General features: G+C 71.4%; 17 protein-coding genes. 5 read left to right on the top strand and 12 right to left on the bottom strand.

Annotation, left to right across the window (positions count from 1 at the left end; all coding sequences use genetic code 11):
* The first annotated feature begins 3 nt into the window (after positions 1 to 3).
* A complete protein-coding gene (locus AC5L36_RS20230; RefSeq protein WP_441215198.1) occupies positions 4 to 1,539 on the top strand; it encodes a pectate lyase family protein in 1,536 nt (511 codons plus the stop codon).
* Here AC5L36_RS20230 and AC5L36_RS20225 read toward each other — a convergent pair.
* From AC5L36_RS20225 to AC5L36_RS20195, 7 genes are all read right to left on the bottom strand, one after another.
* The gene (locus tag AC5L36_RS20225) at positions 1,532 to 2,716 is read right to left on the bottom strand and encodes a sensor histidine kinase (RefSeq protein WP_441215197.1); all 1,185 of its coding nucleotides are present in this window, start codon (positions 2,714 to 2,716) and stop codon (positions 1,532 to 1,534) included. The genes AC5L36_RS20230 and AC5L36_RS20225 overlap by 8 nt on opposite strands.
* Positions 2,716 to 3,393 (bottom strand): response regulator transcription factor, encoded by a 678-nt coding sequence (locus AC5L36_RS20220; protein WP_441215196.1) that lies wholly within the window; start codon positions 3,391 to 3,393, stop codon positions 2,716 to 2,718. Before AC5L36_RS20220 ends, AC5L36_RS20225 begins: the two co-directional genes overlap by 1 nt.
* A gap of 9 nt (positions 3,394 to 3,402) precedes the next feature.
* Entirely contained in the window at positions 3,403 to 4,287 is an 885-nt protein-coding gene (locus tag AC5L36_RS20215) for a S1C family serine protease (RefSeq protein ID WP_441215415.1), read from the bottom strand.
* On the bottom strand, positions 4,287 to 5,246 hold the full coding sequence (locus AC5L36_RS20210) for a VWA domain-containing protein (protein WP_441215195.1): 960 nt from the start codon (positions 5,244 to 5,246) through the stop codon (positions 4,287 to 4,289). The genes AC5L36_RS20215 and AC5L36_RS20210 overlap by 1 nt, the downstream gene beginning before the upstream one ends.
* A gap of 61 nt (positions 5,247 to 5,307) precedes the next feature.
* Positions 5,308 to 6,279, bottom strand: a complete 972-nt coding sequence (locus AC5L36_RS20205) for a DUF58 domain-containing protein (protein ID WP_441215194.1) — start codon at positions 6,277 to 6,279, stop codon at positions 5,308 to 5,310.
* Positions 6,276 to 7,286, bottom strand: a complete 1,011-nt coding sequence (locus tag AC5L36_RS20200) for an AAA family ATPase (RefSeq protein WP_441215193.1) — start codon at positions 7,284 to 7,286, stop codon at positions 6,276 to 6,278. Before AC5L36_RS20200 ends, AC5L36_RS20205 begins: the two co-directional genes overlap by 4 nt.
* On the bottom strand, positions 7,283 to 7,480 hold the full coding sequence (locus AC5L36_RS20195; protein ID WP_441215192.1) for a hypothetical protein: 198 nt from the start codon (positions 7,478 to 7,480) through the stop codon (positions 7,283 to 7,285). Before AC5L36_RS20195 ends, AC5L36_RS20200 begins: the two co-directional genes overlap by 4 nt.
* A gap of 185 nt (positions 7,481 to 7,665) precedes the next feature.
* On the opposite strand from AC5L36_RS20195, the gene AC5L36_RS20190 reads away from it, so the two are divergent.
* From AC5L36_RS20190 to AC5L36_RS20180, 3 genes are all read left to right on the top strand, one after another.
* On the top strand, positions 7,666 to 8,292 hold the full coding sequence (locus AC5L36_RS20190) for an MBL fold metallo-hydrolase (RefSeq protein WP_441215191.1): 627 nt from the start codon (positions 7,666 to 7,668) through the stop codon (positions 8,290 to 8,292).
* 124 nt (positions 8,293 to 8,416) lie between these two features.
* Entirely contained in the window at positions 8,417 to 8,653 is a 237-nt protein-coding gene (locus tag AC5L36_RS20185; protein ID WP_441215190.1) for a hypothetical protein, read from the top strand.
* 12 nt (positions 8,654 to 8,665) lie between these two features.
* A complete protein-coding gene (locus tag AC5L36_RS20180) occupies positions 8,666 to 9,358 on the top strand; it encodes an HAD family hydrolase (protein ID WP_441215189.1) in 693 nt (230 codons plus the stop codon).
* Between the two features lie 269 nt (positions 9,359 to 9,627).
* Here the strand turns inward: AC5L36_RS20180 and AC5L36_RS20175 are convergent, their stop codons facing one another.
* From AC5L36_RS20175 to AC5L36_RS20160, 4 genes are read right to left on the bottom strand one after another with little or no spacing between them, the layout of a single operon-like run.
* Positions 9,628 to 10,035, bottom strand: coding sequence for a TIGR03668 family PPOX class F420-dependent oxidoreductase (locus AC5L36_RS20175; RefSeq protein ID WP_441215188.1), 408 nt, complete (start codon positions 10,033 to 10,035; stop codon positions 9,628 to 9,630).
* Complete coding sequence (locus AC5L36_RS20170; RefSeq protein ID WP_441215187.1) at positions 10,032 to 10,886, bottom strand: LLM class flavin-dependent oxidoreductase; 855 nt, start codon at positions 10,884 to 10,886, stop codon at positions 10,032 to 10,034. The genes AC5L36_RS20175 and AC5L36_RS20170 overlap by 4 nt, the downstream gene beginning before the upstream one ends.
* Positions 10,887 to 10,892: 6 nt before the next feature.
* On the bottom strand, positions 10,893 to 11,417 hold the full coding sequence (locus AC5L36_RS20165; RefSeq protein ID WP_441215186.1) for a TrmH family RNA methyltransferase: 525 nt from the start codon (positions 11,415 to 11,417) through the stop codon (positions 10,893 to 10,895).
* A gap of 50 nt (positions 11,418 to 11,467) precedes the next feature.
* Positions 11,468 to 12,382: a GNAT family N-acetyltransferase gene (locus tag AC5L36_RS20160; protein ID WP_441215185.1), complete on the bottom strand. Its 915-nt coding sequence runs from the start codon at positions 12,380 to 12,382 to the stop codon at positions 11,468 to 11,470.
* Between the two features lie 76 nt (positions 12,383 to 12,458).
* Here AC5L36_RS20160 and AC5L36_RS20155 point away from each other — a divergent pair, with 76 nt between their 5' ends.
* Positions 12,459 to 13,481 (top strand): endonuclease/exonuclease/phosphatase family protein, encoded by a 1,023-nt coding sequence (locus AC5L36_RS20155; protein ID WP_441215184.1) that lies wholly within the window; start codon positions 12,459 to 12,461, stop codon positions 13,479 to 13,481.
* On the opposite strand, the gene cimA is transcribed toward AC5L36_RS20155, so the two are convergent.
* Positions 13,455 to 15,047 carry a citramalate synthase gene (gene cimA, locus AC5L36_RS20150; protein ID WP_441215183.1) on the bottom strand — a complete coding sequence of 531 codons (1,593 nt, stop codon included), beginning with the start codon at positions 15,045 to 15,047 and terminating at the stop codon, positions 13,455 to 13,457. The genes AC5L36_RS20155 and cimA overlap by 27 nt on opposite strands.
* Between the last annotated feature and the right edge of the window lie 231 nt (positions 15,048 to 15,278).

The following is a 15,278-nucleotide window of genomic DNA, read 5'->3' as shown; positions in this document are numbered from 1 at the left end:
GCCATGAAGCGCATTCCTGTCGTCCTGGCCGCGGCCTCCCTCCTCGCCGCGGCGATCGTCACCGCCGGCGGTGGTGGCGCGCAGGCGGCCACACTCTTCAGCGACAACTTCGAAGACGGCAACAGCAGCGGCTGGACCACGAGCGGCGGCACCTGGGCAGTCGCCGCTGACGGGTCGCAGGTGCTGCGCCAGTCCGGCACGAGCAGCGACGCCCGTGCCCGTGCCGGACAGGCGACCTGGACCGACTACACGGTCACCGCGAAGCTGAAGCCGACCGCGTTCAGCGGCAGCAACCGCTTCGCCGCCCTGCTCGCCCGGGCGCAGTCGGCCACCAGCTACTACTACGTGGCGCTGCGCTCCAACAACACCGTCGAGCTCAAGAAGCTCGTCAACGGCGCCGCCACCACGCTCGCCTCCACGTCGCTCACCGTGTCGGCCGGCACCACGTACACGGTGAGCCTCCAGGTGGCCGGCACGACCCTGCGCTCCACTGTGAACGGCGGCGCGGCGCTGACCGCCACGGACGGCACGTTCACGGCCGGCGGGGTCGGGGTCGCCACCTTCTACACGGCGGCCAACTTCGACGACCTCTCGGTGGAAACGGCGGCGGCACCGACGACCCCGCCGCCGACGACCAGCAGCCCGCCACCGGTCCCCACCGACGGGCCGATCGGGTTCGCCTCGCTGAACGCGCTGGGGCAGAACGGCGTCACCGGCGGTGCCGGCGGGCGCACGGTCACCGCGACGAACGCGACCGACTTCCTGGAGTACATCGACAGCACCGAGACGCTGACGATCCGGGTCTCCGGCCAGATCAACATCACGAGCAAGCAGGGCGTGCGCCCGAACAAGACGATCATCGGCGTCGGCACCTCGGGCCACATCAACGGCGGCGGGCTCGACTTCTACCGCTCGTACAACGTGATCGTGCGGAACCTCCGCTTCACCAACGCCGAGGACGACGCGGTCAACGTCGGTCAGGAGTCGCACCACATCTGGATCGACCACAACTCCTTCTCCGGCGCGGTCGACGGCTCGATCGACATCGTGCGCGGCGCGGACTACGTGACCGTGTCGTGGAACCACTTCGACCACGCCGACAAGAGCATGCTGATCAGCCACTCGGACGGGGCGGCCTCCACCGACATCGGGCACCTGAAGGTGACCATCCACCACAACTTCTTCGACAACAGCCGGCAGCGGCACCCGCGCATCCGCTTCGGCGAGCCGGTGCACGTGTTCAACAACTACTTCCTGAACAACGAGCTCTACGGCGTCGCCTCGGTGCAGCAGGCCGGCGCGGTGGTGGAGAACAACTACTTCGAGAACGTGCCCTTCCCGTGCTTCTCCGCGAGCGGGTACGCGGACAGCGGGCCGGGCCGGCTGGTGCACCGGGGCAACACGTTCGTCAACTCGGGCACGTGCGAGGCGGCCGGATCCGTCGTGGAGCCGCGCACCTACTACGCGTACACGATGGACAGTGCGGCGAGCGTGCCCGCCACGGTCCGGGCCGGTGCGGGGTACGGCAAAGTCAGCTGATCGGTGACACCGACGGCGCCGGAGTGTCGTCGGTGCGGTCGCGGGCCGGCAGCCACAGCACGAACGTGCTGCCGGCCCCCAGCGTGGAGAAGACCGACACGTGACCGCCGTGCGACTCGGTGATCTGCCGCACGATGGCGAGGCCGAGGCCGGTGCGGCGGTCGCGGGACGGATGGGCGCCGCGCCAGAAGCGGTCGAAGACGCGGGGCTGGTCGTCGTCGGAGATGCCCGGCCCCTCGTCGGCGATCGCGAGCCACAGCCACCCGCCCTCCTGCCCGGTCGCCACGGCCACGACGCCGCCCTCGGGCGACAGGCGGACGGCGTTCGACAGCAGGTTTCCCGCGGCCCGGCGCAGCGCGTCGTGGTCGCCGATGAGCATCAGGTCACCGCGTACGTCGTACCGGATCCGGACGCTGCGATCGGCCGCGATGGCGGCGAAGTCCTCCCCCGCCTCGCGCGCGACCGCGCCGAGGTCGACGTCGGTGTCGGCGAGCGCGACCGCGTTGCGCCGCGCGGTGGCCAGCAGGTCCTCGACGAGCCGGGACATGCGCGTGGTGGCCCGGTCGATGACCGCGACCGCCCGGTCCTTCTCCGGCTCGGTGGCGTCCGGCGCGTCCATCAGCGAGGCGTCGAGGTTGGCCCGGATCACCGCGAGCGGGCTGCGCAGCTCGTGCGAGGCGTCGTCGATCAGCTGCCGCTGCGCGCGGAACGCCTCGTCGAGCCGGTCGAGCATCGAGTCGATCGTGTCGCCCAGGTCGCGCAGCTCGTCGCGCGGGCCGCTGAGCCGGATCCGGCGGGACAGGTCGGTCGCCTGGATCTCCCGCGCGGTACGGGCGATCGCGCCCACCGGCCGCAGCGCCCGCCCGGAGAGCACCCACCCGATGCCGAGGCTGGCGACGAAGAGGCCGCCGAGCGCGATCAGCGAGTAGTTGCGCATGGTCTGGAGCGTGCTGTAGTTGACCGCCGACTCGATCTCGTCCACCTCGGCGACGGTCATCGTCCCGGTGAACTGGGTGCCCCGGTAGGTCTTGGCCTCGTACGACTTCGTGATCGGCTTGGGGTCGGTGGTGCGCTCCACCGCCACGTACGTCACCGCGAGCCCCGCCCCGGCGAGGGCGAAGAGCAGCGTCGAGTAGAGCACGGTGAGCCGGAAGCGGATCGTGCGGACGAAGCGCATCACGCCTCCTTCAGCCGGTAGCCGCGGCCCACCACCGTGTCGATGGCGTCGCCGCCGAGCTTGCGCCGCAGCGTACCCACGGTCACCCGCACGGTCTGCGTGAACGGGTCGGCGTTTTCGTCCCACACGTGCTCGAGCAGCTCCTCCGCCGACACCACGTGCCCGGGGCGGGTCATGAGGTACTCCAGCACCCCGAACTCCTTCGGCGTCAGGTGCAGCGCGTCGCCCCCCACGGTCGCCTCGTGGCGGGCCACGTCGAGGCGGATGCCGGCCACCTCCAGTACCGAGGTGCCGCCGCCGGTGTCCCGGCGCAGGAGCGCCCGCACCCGGGCCAGCAGCTCGGCGAGCGCGAACGGCTTCACGAGGTAGTCGTCGGCGCCCTCGTCGAGTCCGCGCACCCGGTCGTGCAGCGCGCCGCGCGCGGTCAGCATCAGCACCCGCAGGTCCGCGCCGCCCTCCACGGGCACCTCGCCGCGCCGGATCGCGTGGCACACGTCGAACCCGTCGCCGTCGGGCAGGTTGATGTCGAGCAGCATCAGGTCGTACGCGTTGACGGCCAAGCGGTCGTACGCCTGCGCCGCGTCGCCGGCCACGTCTACCGCGTAGCCGGCACGGACCAAGCCGAGGCGGACGGCCTCGGCCAGGTCTTCTTCGTCTTCCACCACGAGGAGGCGCATGGCTGAACGCTATCCGCCGCCGCTGATGATTCGCTCAGCCGCCTGCTGGGCCTGCTCGATCGGGATGGCGAAGCCGATACCGATGTTGCCGCTGCCCTCCAGCGTGGCGATCGCGGTGTTCACGCCGACCACCTCGCCGCGCGCGTTGACCAGCGGGCCACCGGAGTTGCCCGGGTTGATCGACGCGTCGGTCTGTATCGCGTTGCGCCGGGCGCCCGAGTCGCCGAGGCGCACCTGCCGGTCGAGCGCGCTCACGATCCCCGCGGTGACCGTGCCGGACAGTCCGAGGGGCGAGCCGACGGCAAGCACCGGCTCGCCCACCCGGGTCGTGCCGGGCTGCGCCAGCGCGAGAGGGCGCAGCCCGGACGACGGATCCACCCGCAGCACGGCGATGTCGCTGCCCGGGTCGCGGCCGACCACCTCGGCCGGCAGCCGCCGCCCGTCCTGGCCGACCACGCTCACCGAGCCGCCGCCCCGCACCACGTGGTTGTTGGTGATGATGTGGCCCTGGTCGTCCACCGCGAAACCTGAGCCGCCCGAGTTTCCCACCCGGACCTGCACCACGCCCTGAAGCGCGGTCGCGGCCGCGGCGACGAGGTCGCTCGGCACGCCACCCGCCGCCGGCGGCGGGGCGGCGGTGGCCGGCTCCGGCGTGCTCGGGGCTGGCGCGGCGTCGTCGTCCGCCACCACGCCGCCGGCGATCGCGCCGGACGTCGCGGAGACCGCCACCACCGCGAGGCCCACGAGCAGCAGGCGCGGCCATCGTGAGGGGTCACGCTTGCCCACCTCCCCCGCCACGCCGCCGGGCCGGGGCGCACCCCACGGGTCGAGCTCGGGAGAGATGAAGCCCGGCCCCCTGGGCTCTCCGAGTCCTGTGTGCACAGTTTCCTCCATCATGGAATGCGCGAGAACCAGAACATCGACGCGGCCGCCGCGCCCAGCGCGAGCACCAACCCGATGCCGATGAACCGGGCCGAGACGTCCTGCCGCTCGGTGGTGTACCCGACCGAACTGCCGATGTCCTCGTACACCGCGCGCAGCTCGTCGGAGCTGCCGGCCTGGTGGTAGGTGCCGCCGGTCTGCCGCGCCACCGCGTCGAGCGTCTCGCCGTCGACCGGCACGCTCATCCGCCGGCCCGCGCCCTCGATGGCACCCGACTCCGTGCCGAACGCGATCGTGTCCACCGGCACGCCCGCCGCCGTGGCCGCCGCGGACGCCTCGTCGGGGTCGCGGCCGGCCGTGTTGGCACCGTCGGAGAGCACGACCACGCGGGCCGGCGGCGTCTCCTCGGCGGCCTCCGCGTCGAGCGACTGGATCGAGCCCAGCGCCGCGTAGATCGCCTCACCGATCGCCGTGCCCTGCTCGCCCGCGCTCCCCTCTTCGAGCCGCTCGATGCCGTTGTACATGGCCTCCCGGTCGGTCACCGGCGCCACGAACACCGAGGCGTTGCCGGCGAAGCCGACCAGCCCGACGTTGAACTCCTCGGGCAGCCCCTGGACGAAGTCGCGGGCCGCCGACTTGGCCGACGTCAACCGGTCCGGCGCCACGTCGGTGGCCATCATGGACAGTGACACGTCCACCGCCACGATGACCGTGGCCCGCTCGCGCGGCACCCGCACCTCGTCGCTGGGCCGGGCGAACCCGACCACGAGCAGCGCCAGCATCGACAGGAACAGGGTCGCCGCCACGTGCCGCCGCCAGCCGGGGCGCTTGGGCGCGACCCGGTCGAGCAGCCGCAGGTTGGTGAAGCGCACCGCGTACCGGCTGCGGCGGCGTTGGAGCACCAGGTACAGCACGGCTATGGCTGCTACGCCGACGAGCAGCCAGAGCCGCACCGGGCTTTCGAAACTCACCGTGCTCTCCTTGTTCGCTCGCTCGCCGTCGTCGTGGACCGGCGCCGCATGCCACGCTCTCTCACGCTGTCCCCCTCTTCGGTGTTGCCGCCATCGCGAGGCGACGCTGGGCGTACACGTGCCGCACGATGTCGGCCACCCAGTCCCGGTCCGTCCGAAGTGGAAGGTGGGCCGCACCGGACCGCCGCAGCGCCCGCCGCACGGTCTCCCGTTGGACGGCCGCCGCCGCGGCGTACCGCTCGCGCAGCTTGCGGCTGCTCGTCGACACCTCACGCCGCTGCCCGCTCTCCGGGTCGACAAGCGTGATGAGTCCGACGTCGGGCAGCTCCAGCTCGCGCGGGTCGGCCACTTCGACGGCCAGCACCTGGTGCCGCACCGCCACGCGGCGCAGCTCCTCCTCCCAAGCCGGTCGGGCCTCTGGGTCATCGGTATCCGGTAGGCCATCCAGGAAATCGGAGATCACGACCACCAGGCCCCGCCGCGGCGCCGACCGCCGCAGGCCCGCGATCGCGTCCGCCAGGGCGGGTGGCTGCGCGCCTTCAGCCTCACGGGGAACGGCGAGCAGCGTGCGCAGCAGGCCGAGCAGGTGGGTCCGCCCGGTACGGGCCGGGAAGCGCCGCACCGCCTCGGCGCCGAGCACGTGCGCGCCGAGCCGGTTGCCTGAGCCGGCGGTCAGGAAGCCGACCGCGGCGGTCGCCGCCACGGCCAGCTCCCGCTTCTCGATCTCCGCCGTGCCGAAGTCCATGCTCGGCGTGGCGTCCGCGAGCAGCCAGGTGGTCAGCTCGCGGTCCGCGTCCACCTCGCGGACGTGCGGCACGTTCGTCCGCGCCGTGACCGCCCAGTCCATGCGGCGCACCTCGTCCTCGCCCGGCCGGTACTCCCGGCTGCCGGCCAGCTCACTGCCCGCTCCGGGGAGCAGGCCGAGGTACTGGCCGTGCAGCAGCCCGTCGAGCCGCCGGGTGATGGTGAGCTCCAGCCGCCGCAGCCGCCGTTCCGGCGCCAGCTCGTGGATGGACGCGTATCCCTCGTTCACGCTGCGGCCTTTTCGGCTTGATGAGGTGCGATCTGCGGCGGTGGCACCGCCTCGACGAGCCGGCGCACCACGGACTCCGCGCTCACGCCGTCGGCGACCGCGTCGAACGACAGCACGAGCCGGTGCGACAGCACGTCGACCGCGAGGTCGGTGATGTCGGCCGGGAGCACGTAGTCGCGCCCCCGCAGCAGCGCCAGCGCCCGCGCGGCGGCCACCAGTCCGAGCGTGGCCCGCGGGCTCGCGCCGTACGCCAGCCGCGCCTTCACGTCCCCCGCACCGAAGCGCTCCGGCTGCCGCGTGGAGACCACGAGGCGAACGACGTACTCGGCGAGCGCGTGGTGCACGAACACGCCCCGCGCCTGCTCCTGGAGCGCCCGGAGTCGCACCGGATCGAGCACGGTGCGCGGTTCGGGCCGCGTCGTGCCCATCCGGTAGAGGATGCCCAGCTCCTCCTCGTCGGTCGGGTAGTCCACCACGACCTTCATGAGGAACCGGTCCCGCTGCGCCTCCGGCAGCTGGTAGACGCCCTCGGACTCGATCGGGTTCTGGGTCGCCAGGACCAGGAACGGATCGGGCACCGGGTGCGACTTCCCGCCGATGGACACCTGCCGCTCGGCCATGGCCTCCAGCAGCGCCGACTGCACCTTGGCCGGTGCCCGGTTGATCTCGTCGGCGAGTACCAGGTTGGCCATGACCGGCCCGAGCTCGACGTCGAAGGTCTCCTTGGACGACCGGTAGATCCTGGTACCGACGATGTCCGACGGCACCAGGTCCGGCGTGAACTGGATCCGGCTGAAGCTGCCGCCCACCGCCGTCGCCAGCGTCTGGGCCGCGAGCGTCTTGGCCACGCCGGGCACGCCCTCCAGCAGGCAGTGCCCATCCGCCAGCAGCGCGGTGAGCAGCCGCTCGACGAGCCGATCCTGGCCGACGATCACCCGCTTGACCTCGAACAACGCCTGTTCGAGCTGCACGTGCGCCGGCGTGACCTCAAGTACGGTTTCCGTCACAGGTTCTCCTGGGCCGGCGCGTTACCGCCGTTCTTCTCGGGGCAGTCGACAGCCGACCCGCCCTCCTCCACGATCTTGACGGTCGTGCCCGTGCCGCTTCCGGTGTCGTCCGCGGCGTACGCCACACCCCCGGCCACCCCGACCGCGGCGACCGCACCGGCGAAGCTCAGGCCCACGATTGTCTTGATCCGCATTGATCTCGTTCCCTCCGTAGAACCAGCACTGCCGTACGGGCGCCCGCGTTCCGTCAGCTGGGGGGCAGCACCACGGGCGCCCGCATACGCCCATGTCACCAGGTGGAACCGAAAGACAGCCGAAGACGAGTCAGCCGGTGCTCAGGAAACCGACAGCGTCACCCGGGCCGGACTAGGCTCGGATCATGCGTCTGACCAAGTACACGCACGCCTGCGTACGCCTACAGGACGGTGACCGCCAGCTCGTCATCGATCCGGGCATCTGGAGCGAGGGCGCCGCGCTCGAAGGCGTCTCGCACGTGCTCATCACCCACGAGCACGCCGACCACGTCGACGTCGACAAGCTCGCCGCGGCCCAGCTCGCCAACGCCGACCTCAAGGTGTACGCCCACGCCGACGTCGCGCGGCAGCTCGAAAAGCTGGGCGACGCCGTAGTCACGGTGGCGAGCGGCGACGAGTTCGACGCGGGCGGCTTCCAGGTGCGCGTCGTGGGCGGCGCGCACGCCGAGATCTACGACGGCCTGCCGGGCTGCGCCAACATCGGCTTCGTCGTCGACGGCGTCTACCACCCGGGCGACTCGCTCTTCGTGCCGGACGTGCCCGTGACCACACTGCTCGTGCCGACCAGCGCGCCGTGGCTCAAGCTGGCCGAGGGCATCGACTTCGTGCGCGCGGTCGGCCCGGCACGCGCACACTCCATCCACGACGCGATGCTCAGCGACAAGGGCGAGCAGATCCTCGACCGCTGGCACGCCATGAAGGGCAACACCGAGTACTCACGCATCCCGGTCGGCGAAACCGTCAAAATCTAAAGAGCTTCCCGGGCTACCGCGACGTCCGCGGTGGTCCATACCGTTGCTCCCGCGGCCTCACCGGTCCGCTGTTGGTTGCGGTTACCCCTCTTTCGCCGCTGACGGGAGCGCTCCGCCCATCGGGATGGGGAGGCGCCATCCCGACGACGCGCAGGCACCGACCGAGCGACTGCGGCAACTCGGCATCCACTCCGGACGAGCCCGCTCCACCGCCCTGTTCGCCCTCTCGACCGAGCTGCCCGCCGCGCTGTTGGCCCGCATGCTCGGCATCCACATCGCGGTCGCCGTCGCTTGGCAACGCGCCAGCGCGGGCGACTGGACCACGTACGCCGCCGAAATCAGCCGCCGGAACAACACCTGATTCGGAGTATCGATGCCACACCAACCCACCGGCCCAGATCAACGCGATCTTGTCGACGTCCCAGCCGGGATTCGGCTGGTCGCCTTCGACCTCGATGGCACCCTCACACGCGGACAAACGTGCTTGGAGGCCATCGCCGACACGTTCGGTTTTGCCGCTCAAACGTCCGTCTGGGAACAGGCGCGCACCGAACAGGAGCTCATCGCGGCGCGCCTTGGTATGTGGGAATACCTCCAGCATCTCAGTACCGAGGACATGGACGCGGTGCTCGCCGACATCCCGCTGGCGCCCGGCGCGATCGAGGGCATCACCGCGCTGCGCACGGCCGGCATCGGCACGATCATCGTGTCCCTCGCACACGCCCCGAACGTCGCCTACTTCGCCAGCCGCCTCGGCGTCGACGCACACTTCGGCACCGAACTCGACGGCAGCGACGGAATCCGCCACGTCTTCCCGGCAACCAAACCCACCCTGCTCGCCGAGTACGCCAACGCCCTCAACGTTTCCCCCGAGCAGATCGCGGCCGTGGGCGACACCCCAAACGACGTGCCGATGCTTCGTACGGCCCGAATCTCGATCTACGTCGGCACCACACTGCCCGACGACTTCACACCGACCTGGCATCTCCCCGCAGCGCCCATCGACGAGATCGCCCGCGTCATCCTCAACCCCGACCAGGAAAACGCGCCACCGTCGACCCGATAGACAGGGGTATTCGGTCAGTTGGAATATCCGATGTCGCCAGAGATGCCCCACCAGCGCGGCCATGTCCAACAGTTTCCCCGGGGACCCCGCGCATACGGCCTACAACTGACACGGACCTGGGAAAAATCGTGCCTCGAATTTGACCGTGCGTTGTGGCCGGGCCCGCGAACCCTGACGCCGAAAGGTCTCTGGGGAGCACCAGTCAGAAAGGCGGCCGGCTGCCCCGTTTGTGCGAGCAGCTCGAAAGCTCTCCCGCACACCCGGCCTGGTTAGGACCAGGCGGTCCACTCGCGCCAGGCGTGTACGGCCACCTCGATGACGGGGCCGTGCACGTCCACAGTGGCGTACTGGGGATACTTCTCACGCAGGAGGGTGACCGCGCGGTCCACAGCGGACGGCGCCTCGGTGACCACGGCCAGGCCATCGGCGCGGACCCACCACAGGGCCGACCAGTCCTCGTCCCAGTGCTGTGCGAGCAGGCTGACCCGCGGGTTGGCGCGGATGTTGCGGTGGCGGCGCAACGCCGTGCCGCGCTTGGGCTTGCCGTCCACCGCGGACACGACGGTGTCACCCTCGACGGCGAAGGTCACCGGCACCACGTGCGGCGTGCCCGCGTCGTCCACTGTGGCCAGTATGGCGACGCGGGCGGCCGCGAAGCGTTGGCGGGCCTGGCTCACAGCACCGCGTCGGCGAGCCGGTCCACTTCCTCGACCGAGGGGATGGTCGGGTCGAAGACTAGCTCGGTGACGCCCACGTCAGCGAAAGCCTTTGCCGCCGCGCGGATCGCGTCCGGGGTGCGCAGCGCGCCGTTCGCGATGTTGTCGGCCCACTCGCCGAGGAAACTGTAGTACTGCCGCAGCGATGCCTTCGAGACGTCCTCGTCGCCGAGGCCGTAGTAGGCAAGCGCGGCGATCCGCGGCTCGCCCTCGCGGCCGGCGTCGTGCCACGCCTGCCGCACCTTCGCGACCATCGGGCCGATCTGGTCGGGGCTGGCGCCACCCACGGTCCAGCCCTCGCCGTAGGCCACCGTGCGCCGCACCGCCGCGTCCGAGCCGCCGCCGATGAGCACCGGGATCCGGCCGCCGGCGGCGGGCTCGGGGCCGACCGGGTGCTCGTCGCCCGTGACGCTCTCGCCGGCCCACGAGCGGTGGAGGAGGTCGAGCGTCTCGTCCATCAGCTTGCCGCGCCGCTCCAGCGGCCGGTCCATCGCCGCGTAGTCGTCCGGGCGGTTGCCGACGCCGAGGCCGAGCGTCAGGCGCCCGCCGGAGAGGGCGTCGAGGCTGGCCGTCGCCTTCGCCAGCCACACCGGTGGGTACGCCGGCGTGAGGAGGATGTCCGGGAAGAGCCGGATGCGCGACGTGGCGCCGGCGGCCACGGCGAGCACGGTCAGCGAGTCGTAAGACGGGTAGACGATCCGGTCGATCGTGGCGAGTGAGCTGAAGCCGCGCTCCTCCGCGCGGCGCGCCCACTCGACAACGTCGGGACCCTTGATGTGCAACGTGTTCGGCAGTCCGATCGCGATATCCACAAGACCTCACGCTAGCCCGGCAAGCTTGTAAAGGACCAGCGATCCGGCCACCGCCACGTTGAGGCTGGCGCCCATCCCGACCATCGGGATCTCGACCACGTCGTCGAGCAGGTCGAGCGCCTCCGGTGGGATGCCGCTCTGCTCGTGGCCGAGGACCGCGACGGTGCGACGGCGAGCGGCGGGCAGGTCGGCCAGGCGCAGCGCGTCTTCGGCCAGCTCCACGCCGAGCACGTGCGCGCCGCCGGCCCGCTGCTCGGCCAGCCAGCCGAGCGGGTTGCCGACCCAGTGCACGCAGGCCGGCCGCCGCAGGGTGTTGCCCTTGTCGAGCGCGTCCGGCACCCACCGGAACCGCGGCACGGCAATGCAGGCGCCCACCGCGTCACAGGTACGCAGGAGCGTGCCGAGGTTGACCCCGTGCAGTGGCCACAGGGGTGCGGCGACAAGATGGTCCCAACATGGGTGCTCGCGGCGGCGCCGGCTGGCGCGGAGCTCGCGGGGGGTGCGGAGCCGGATCGACCGGCCCGCGCTCATCGGCGGTGGGCGGGCGCGCCCTTCGTCTCGAGAGTCATCCCACCACGGTACTACCAGACCATCGTCACCACGCGCTCGAAGTTCGCGTACCCGGCCCGCTCGAAGGCGCGCGCCATCGGCATGTTTCCCACGTCGGTGGCGGCGCGGACGCGCGGCACGTCCTGGCCCGCCAGGAAGCGCGTGGCCTCGCCGACGAGGTCGTCGACGTAGCCGTGACCGCGGTGGGCCGGGCGCACCGCGATGTATCCGATGATGGGCCCGTAGTCGTTGCGCGCCGGGCACACGAAGCCCACCGGCTCGCCGCTCGGCAGCGTGCCCACCAGCCACCACTCACGCGGGCTGCGGTAGTGCGCGAGCTCTCCGTCGAAGTGCTTGCGGGCCGCTTCCGCCGGGGTCATCGACTCGAGGTCGAGGAGGCTGTGGCCGTCGAGCGTGCCCTCCAGCACCTCGGTCATCAGATCGAGCATCTCGCCGGCGTCGCGCACCGGCCGAAACGCCAACCGCCCGCGCGGCTCGGGCAGCGGCGTACCCGGCCGCCACTCGAAGCGCAGCCGCTCGACCAGCGGCCGCGCGCCGGCGCCCGCGAGGATCGCCACGCGCTCGTCCACCGCCGCGGGATCGTCGTGCCAGTCCGGCGGCACCAGGCGGTAGTACTCGGCGGGACCCACCGCGGCCAGGGCGGCGGCCACGAGCCGCGCACCCACCGCCCGCCGGTCCCGGTCCCCGTCATCAAGGTCAAAAACGTCAAGCAGCCTTGGTACCGGCTCCGACTCCCTCCCCCACCAGGCGATCCGTGCCACGACACGGTCACCTCGCGTGGCGACCCACATCCACGCGGCACGCCGTCGACCTGTCGCGAGGTCGTCGGCGAGCTCGTCGTTCAGCACGTAGGGCAGCGAGTTGAAGAGGCCTATCTCGTCCGGCCCGGTGATCGGCCGGATCGTCAGATTCTCGGTCAAGGCCACAGTCTGCACACAACCCACACGAGGCCTACAACCGATTTACACCATTCTGGTGGATCACCGTGGATACGGTCGAAGCATGGCGAGAGGGCTGACGGTGCTCTGCTGGGCGGTCGCCGCCCCCGGGCTGCTGTGGGCCACCGTGCGGCTCCTCGGCGTCGAGCGCGGGCCGCTCGTGCAGCTGCTCGCCTTCACGCCGTACGTGGCCGCCTGGAGCCTCGTCCCCGTCACGCTGGCGCTCGCCCTGCGGCGCTGGTGGCCGGCGGGCGTCGCGGTCGCCGCCGCGGTCGCGCTGATCGCCGTGGTGGTGCCGCGCGCGGTCGGCGGCGCCACCGACGTCGAGGGTCCTACGCTCCGCGTGCTGACCGCCAACCTGCTCGCCGGCGCGGGCGACGCGGAGACACTCGTGCGGCTGGTGCGCCAGCACGAGGTGGACGTGCTGGCGGTGCAGGAGTTCACGCCCGAGGCCGCCGCCCGCCTCGACGCGTACGGTCTGGCCGGGCTGCTGCCGCACCGCGAGCTCAACCCCGTCGTGGGCACCAGCGGCTCGGGGCTGTACTCCCGCTTCCCGCTCACCGGCACCGGCGTGCGGGAAAACCCGGGCGGTTTCACGCAGGCGTACGGCACGCTGACCGCGCCCGGCGCCGCACCGGCCACAGTGGAGTCGGTGCACCCCATGGCGCCGTACGCGTTGGGAAAGCTCCGCGACTGGGAACGCGACCTCGACGGCCAGCCACGGGCCACGCCCGGCGGGCCGCTGCGGATCCTGATCGGCGACTTCAACGCCACGCTCGACCACGCGCCGCTGCGCCGCCTGCTCTCCTCCGGCTACCGCGACGCCGCGGACGCGGCCGGCGCGGGGCTCACCGGGACGTGGGGGCCGTACCTGCCCGACCGCCGCCATTCGTCGGATCGCGGGCCCGCGATCCGAAGGATAGCGGCCAGAATAACTGGCGACCGGATTCCACCGGTCACCATCGACCACGTGCTGGTGGACCGCCGCGTCGGCGTACGCGACGTATCGGTGCTTCGCCTCCCGGGCAGTGACCACCGCCCGGTCTACGCGGAGCTGGCGCTACCGCGAGGCGATCTGCGCGGGTGACAGCCCGTACGTGAGCGCGTCGACGAGCGCGTGCCAGCTCGCCTCGACGACGTTCTCGTGTACGCCCACCGTGGTCCAGTCGCGGCCGCTGCCGTCGACCGTCTCCACGAGCACCCGCGTGACCGCGCCGCTGCCGTGGCTCCCCTCGAGGATCCGCACCTTGTAGTCGGCGAGCTCGAAGTGGGCCAGCGCCGGATAGTGCCGCCGGAGCGCCACCCGCAGCGCCTCGTCGAGGGCGTTGACCGGACCGTTTCCCTCGGCGGTGGCGATGACCCGCTCGCCCCGTACCCGGACCTTGACGGTGGCCTCGGAGACGACGGCGCCGTCCTCGCGGTGCTCGACCTGGACCCGGTAGGACTCCAGGGCGAACGGCTTCGCGGTGGTCTCGCCCGGCAGCTCCGAGCGGACGAGCAGCTCGAAGGAGGCGTCCGCGGCCTCGAAGGACCAGCCGCGCGCCTCCAGCTCCTTGACCCGGCGGGTGACCGAGGAGAGGGCTTCCGGATGGCCGGCCAGGTCGAGACCGAGCTCACGACTCTTGAGCTCGATGCTCGCCCGGCCGGCCATCTCGGTCACCAGGATCCGCATGTCGTTGCCCACGATCGATGGGTCGATGTGGTTGTACAGCACCGGATCCACTTTGATCGCGCTCGCGTGCAGCCCCGCCTTGTGAGCGAATGCCGCGGCCCCGACGTAGGCCTGGTGGGTGTCGGGGGCGATGTTGGCGATCTCGGCGATGGCGTGCGAGACGCGCACCGTCTGTTCCAGGCAGCCGTCCGGTAGGACGGGCAGCCCGAGCTTGAGCTGGAGATTGGCGACGACGGCGAAGAGGTCGGCGTTGCCGGGCCGCTCGCCGTACCCGTTGGCGGTGCACTGGAAGTGCTTCACACCCGCCTCGACCGCGGCGACGGTGTTGGCGACGGCGCAGGAGGTGTCGTTCTGGCAGTGGATGCCGAGCCGCTCCGGCCCGACGCCGAGGCGCTCGACCAGCTCACCGATCGCGGCGGTCACCCGCGACGGGAGCATGCCGCCGTTCGTGTCGCACATCACGACGACCTCGGCGCCCGCCTCGAGGGCGGTGGAGACGACCGAAGCGGTGTACGCGGGGTCGTAGCGGTAGCCGTCGAAGAAGTGCTCGCAGTCGAGGAACACCCGCCGCCCCTCGGCGACGAAGTGGGCCACGCTGTCGTGCACCATGGCGAGGTTTTCCGCGCCGGTGGTGCGCAGCGCCCGCTCCACGTGGCGGATGTCCGACTTGGCGACGAGACAGACGGCGGGCGTCTCGGCGTCGAGCAGCGCGCGTACCTGCGGGTCGTCGGCGACCGCGATGCCGGCCTTGCGGGTCGCGCCGAACGCCACGAGTACGGCGTGTTTAAGAGGTAGCTCGTTGCGGGCTCTGGCGAAGAACTCGGTGTCCTTGGGCATCGCTCCCGGCCAGCCGCCCTCGATGAAACCGACGCCGAACTCATCGAGGAGCCGCGCCACGGCGAGCTTGTCCACGACGGAGTAGCTGATCCCCTCACGCTGCGCCCCGTCACGGAGCGTGGTGTCATACACCTGGAAGGTCATGGCTCTTCCTCTCCTGTCCAACAAAAAGACCCCCCGCGGTCGCGGGAGGTCTGCGCGCTCGGCGTGAGGGGTGCCGGCGCGCTAGGTGCCAATAATGAGGGCGAGGTGGGTCACGAGTAGACACTCTGCCACCGCGCCGGCACGTTTGGAAAGCAAGGTCCACATCTCGGGAAGGGTCACTAGGTTAGGTGACCCTCGATGTGGGGTACCTCCTGGGTCGGAAGGAGTGAT

It is taken from the genome of Phytohabitans sp. LZ39, assembly GCF_059359075.1.
The sequence above is the reverse complement of the archived record's forward strand: the minus strand, read 5'-3'. Positions and strand labels throughout refer to the sequence as shown.

Coding starts and splice junctions, on each gene's coding strand:
- AC5L36_RS20215 (WP_441215415.1), bottom strand. CDS start 4,287: ATGGAGGAAACTGTGCACACAGGACTCGGAGAGCCCAGGGGGCCGGGC.
- AC5L36_RS20165 (WP_441215186.1), bottom strand. CDS start 11,417: ATGAGCGCGGGCCGGTCGATCCGGCTCCGCACCCCCCGCGAGCTCCGC.
- AC5L36_RS20185 (WP_441215190.1), top strand. CDS start 8,417: ATGGGGAGGCGCCATCCCGACGACGCGCAGGCACCGACCGAGCGACTG.
- AC5L36_RS20220 (WP_441215196.1), bottom strand. CDS start 3,393: ATGCGCCTCCTCGTGGTGGAAGACGAAGAAGACCTGGCCGAGGCCGTC.
- AC5L36_RS20225 (WP_441215197.1), bottom strand. CDS start 2,716: ATGCGCTTCGTCCGCACGATCCGCTTCCGGCTCACCGTGCTCTACTCG.
- cimA (WP_441215183.1), bottom strand. CDS start 15,047: ATGACCTTCCAGGTGTATGACACCACGCTCCGTGACGGGGCGCAGCGT.
- AC5L36_RS20230 (WP_441215198.1), top strand. CDS start 4: ATGAAGCGCATTCCTGTCGTCCTGGCCGCGGCCTCCCTCCTCGCCGCG.
- AC5L36_RS20195 (WP_441215192.1), bottom strand. CDS start 7,480: ATGCGGATCAAGACAATCGTGGGCCTGAGCTTCGCCGGTGCGGTCGCC.
- AC5L36_RS20190 (WP_441215191.1), top strand. CDS start 7,666: ATGCGTCTGACCAAGTACACGCACGCCTGCGTACGCCTACAGGACGGT.
- AC5L36_RS20155 (WP_441215184.1), top strand. CDS start 12,459: ATGGCGAGAGGGCTGACGGTGCTCTGCTGGGCGGTCGCCGCCCCCGGG.
- AC5L36_RS20180 (WP_441215189.1), top strand. CDS start 8,666: ATGCCACACCAACCCACCGGCCCAGATCAACGCGATCTTGTCGACGTC.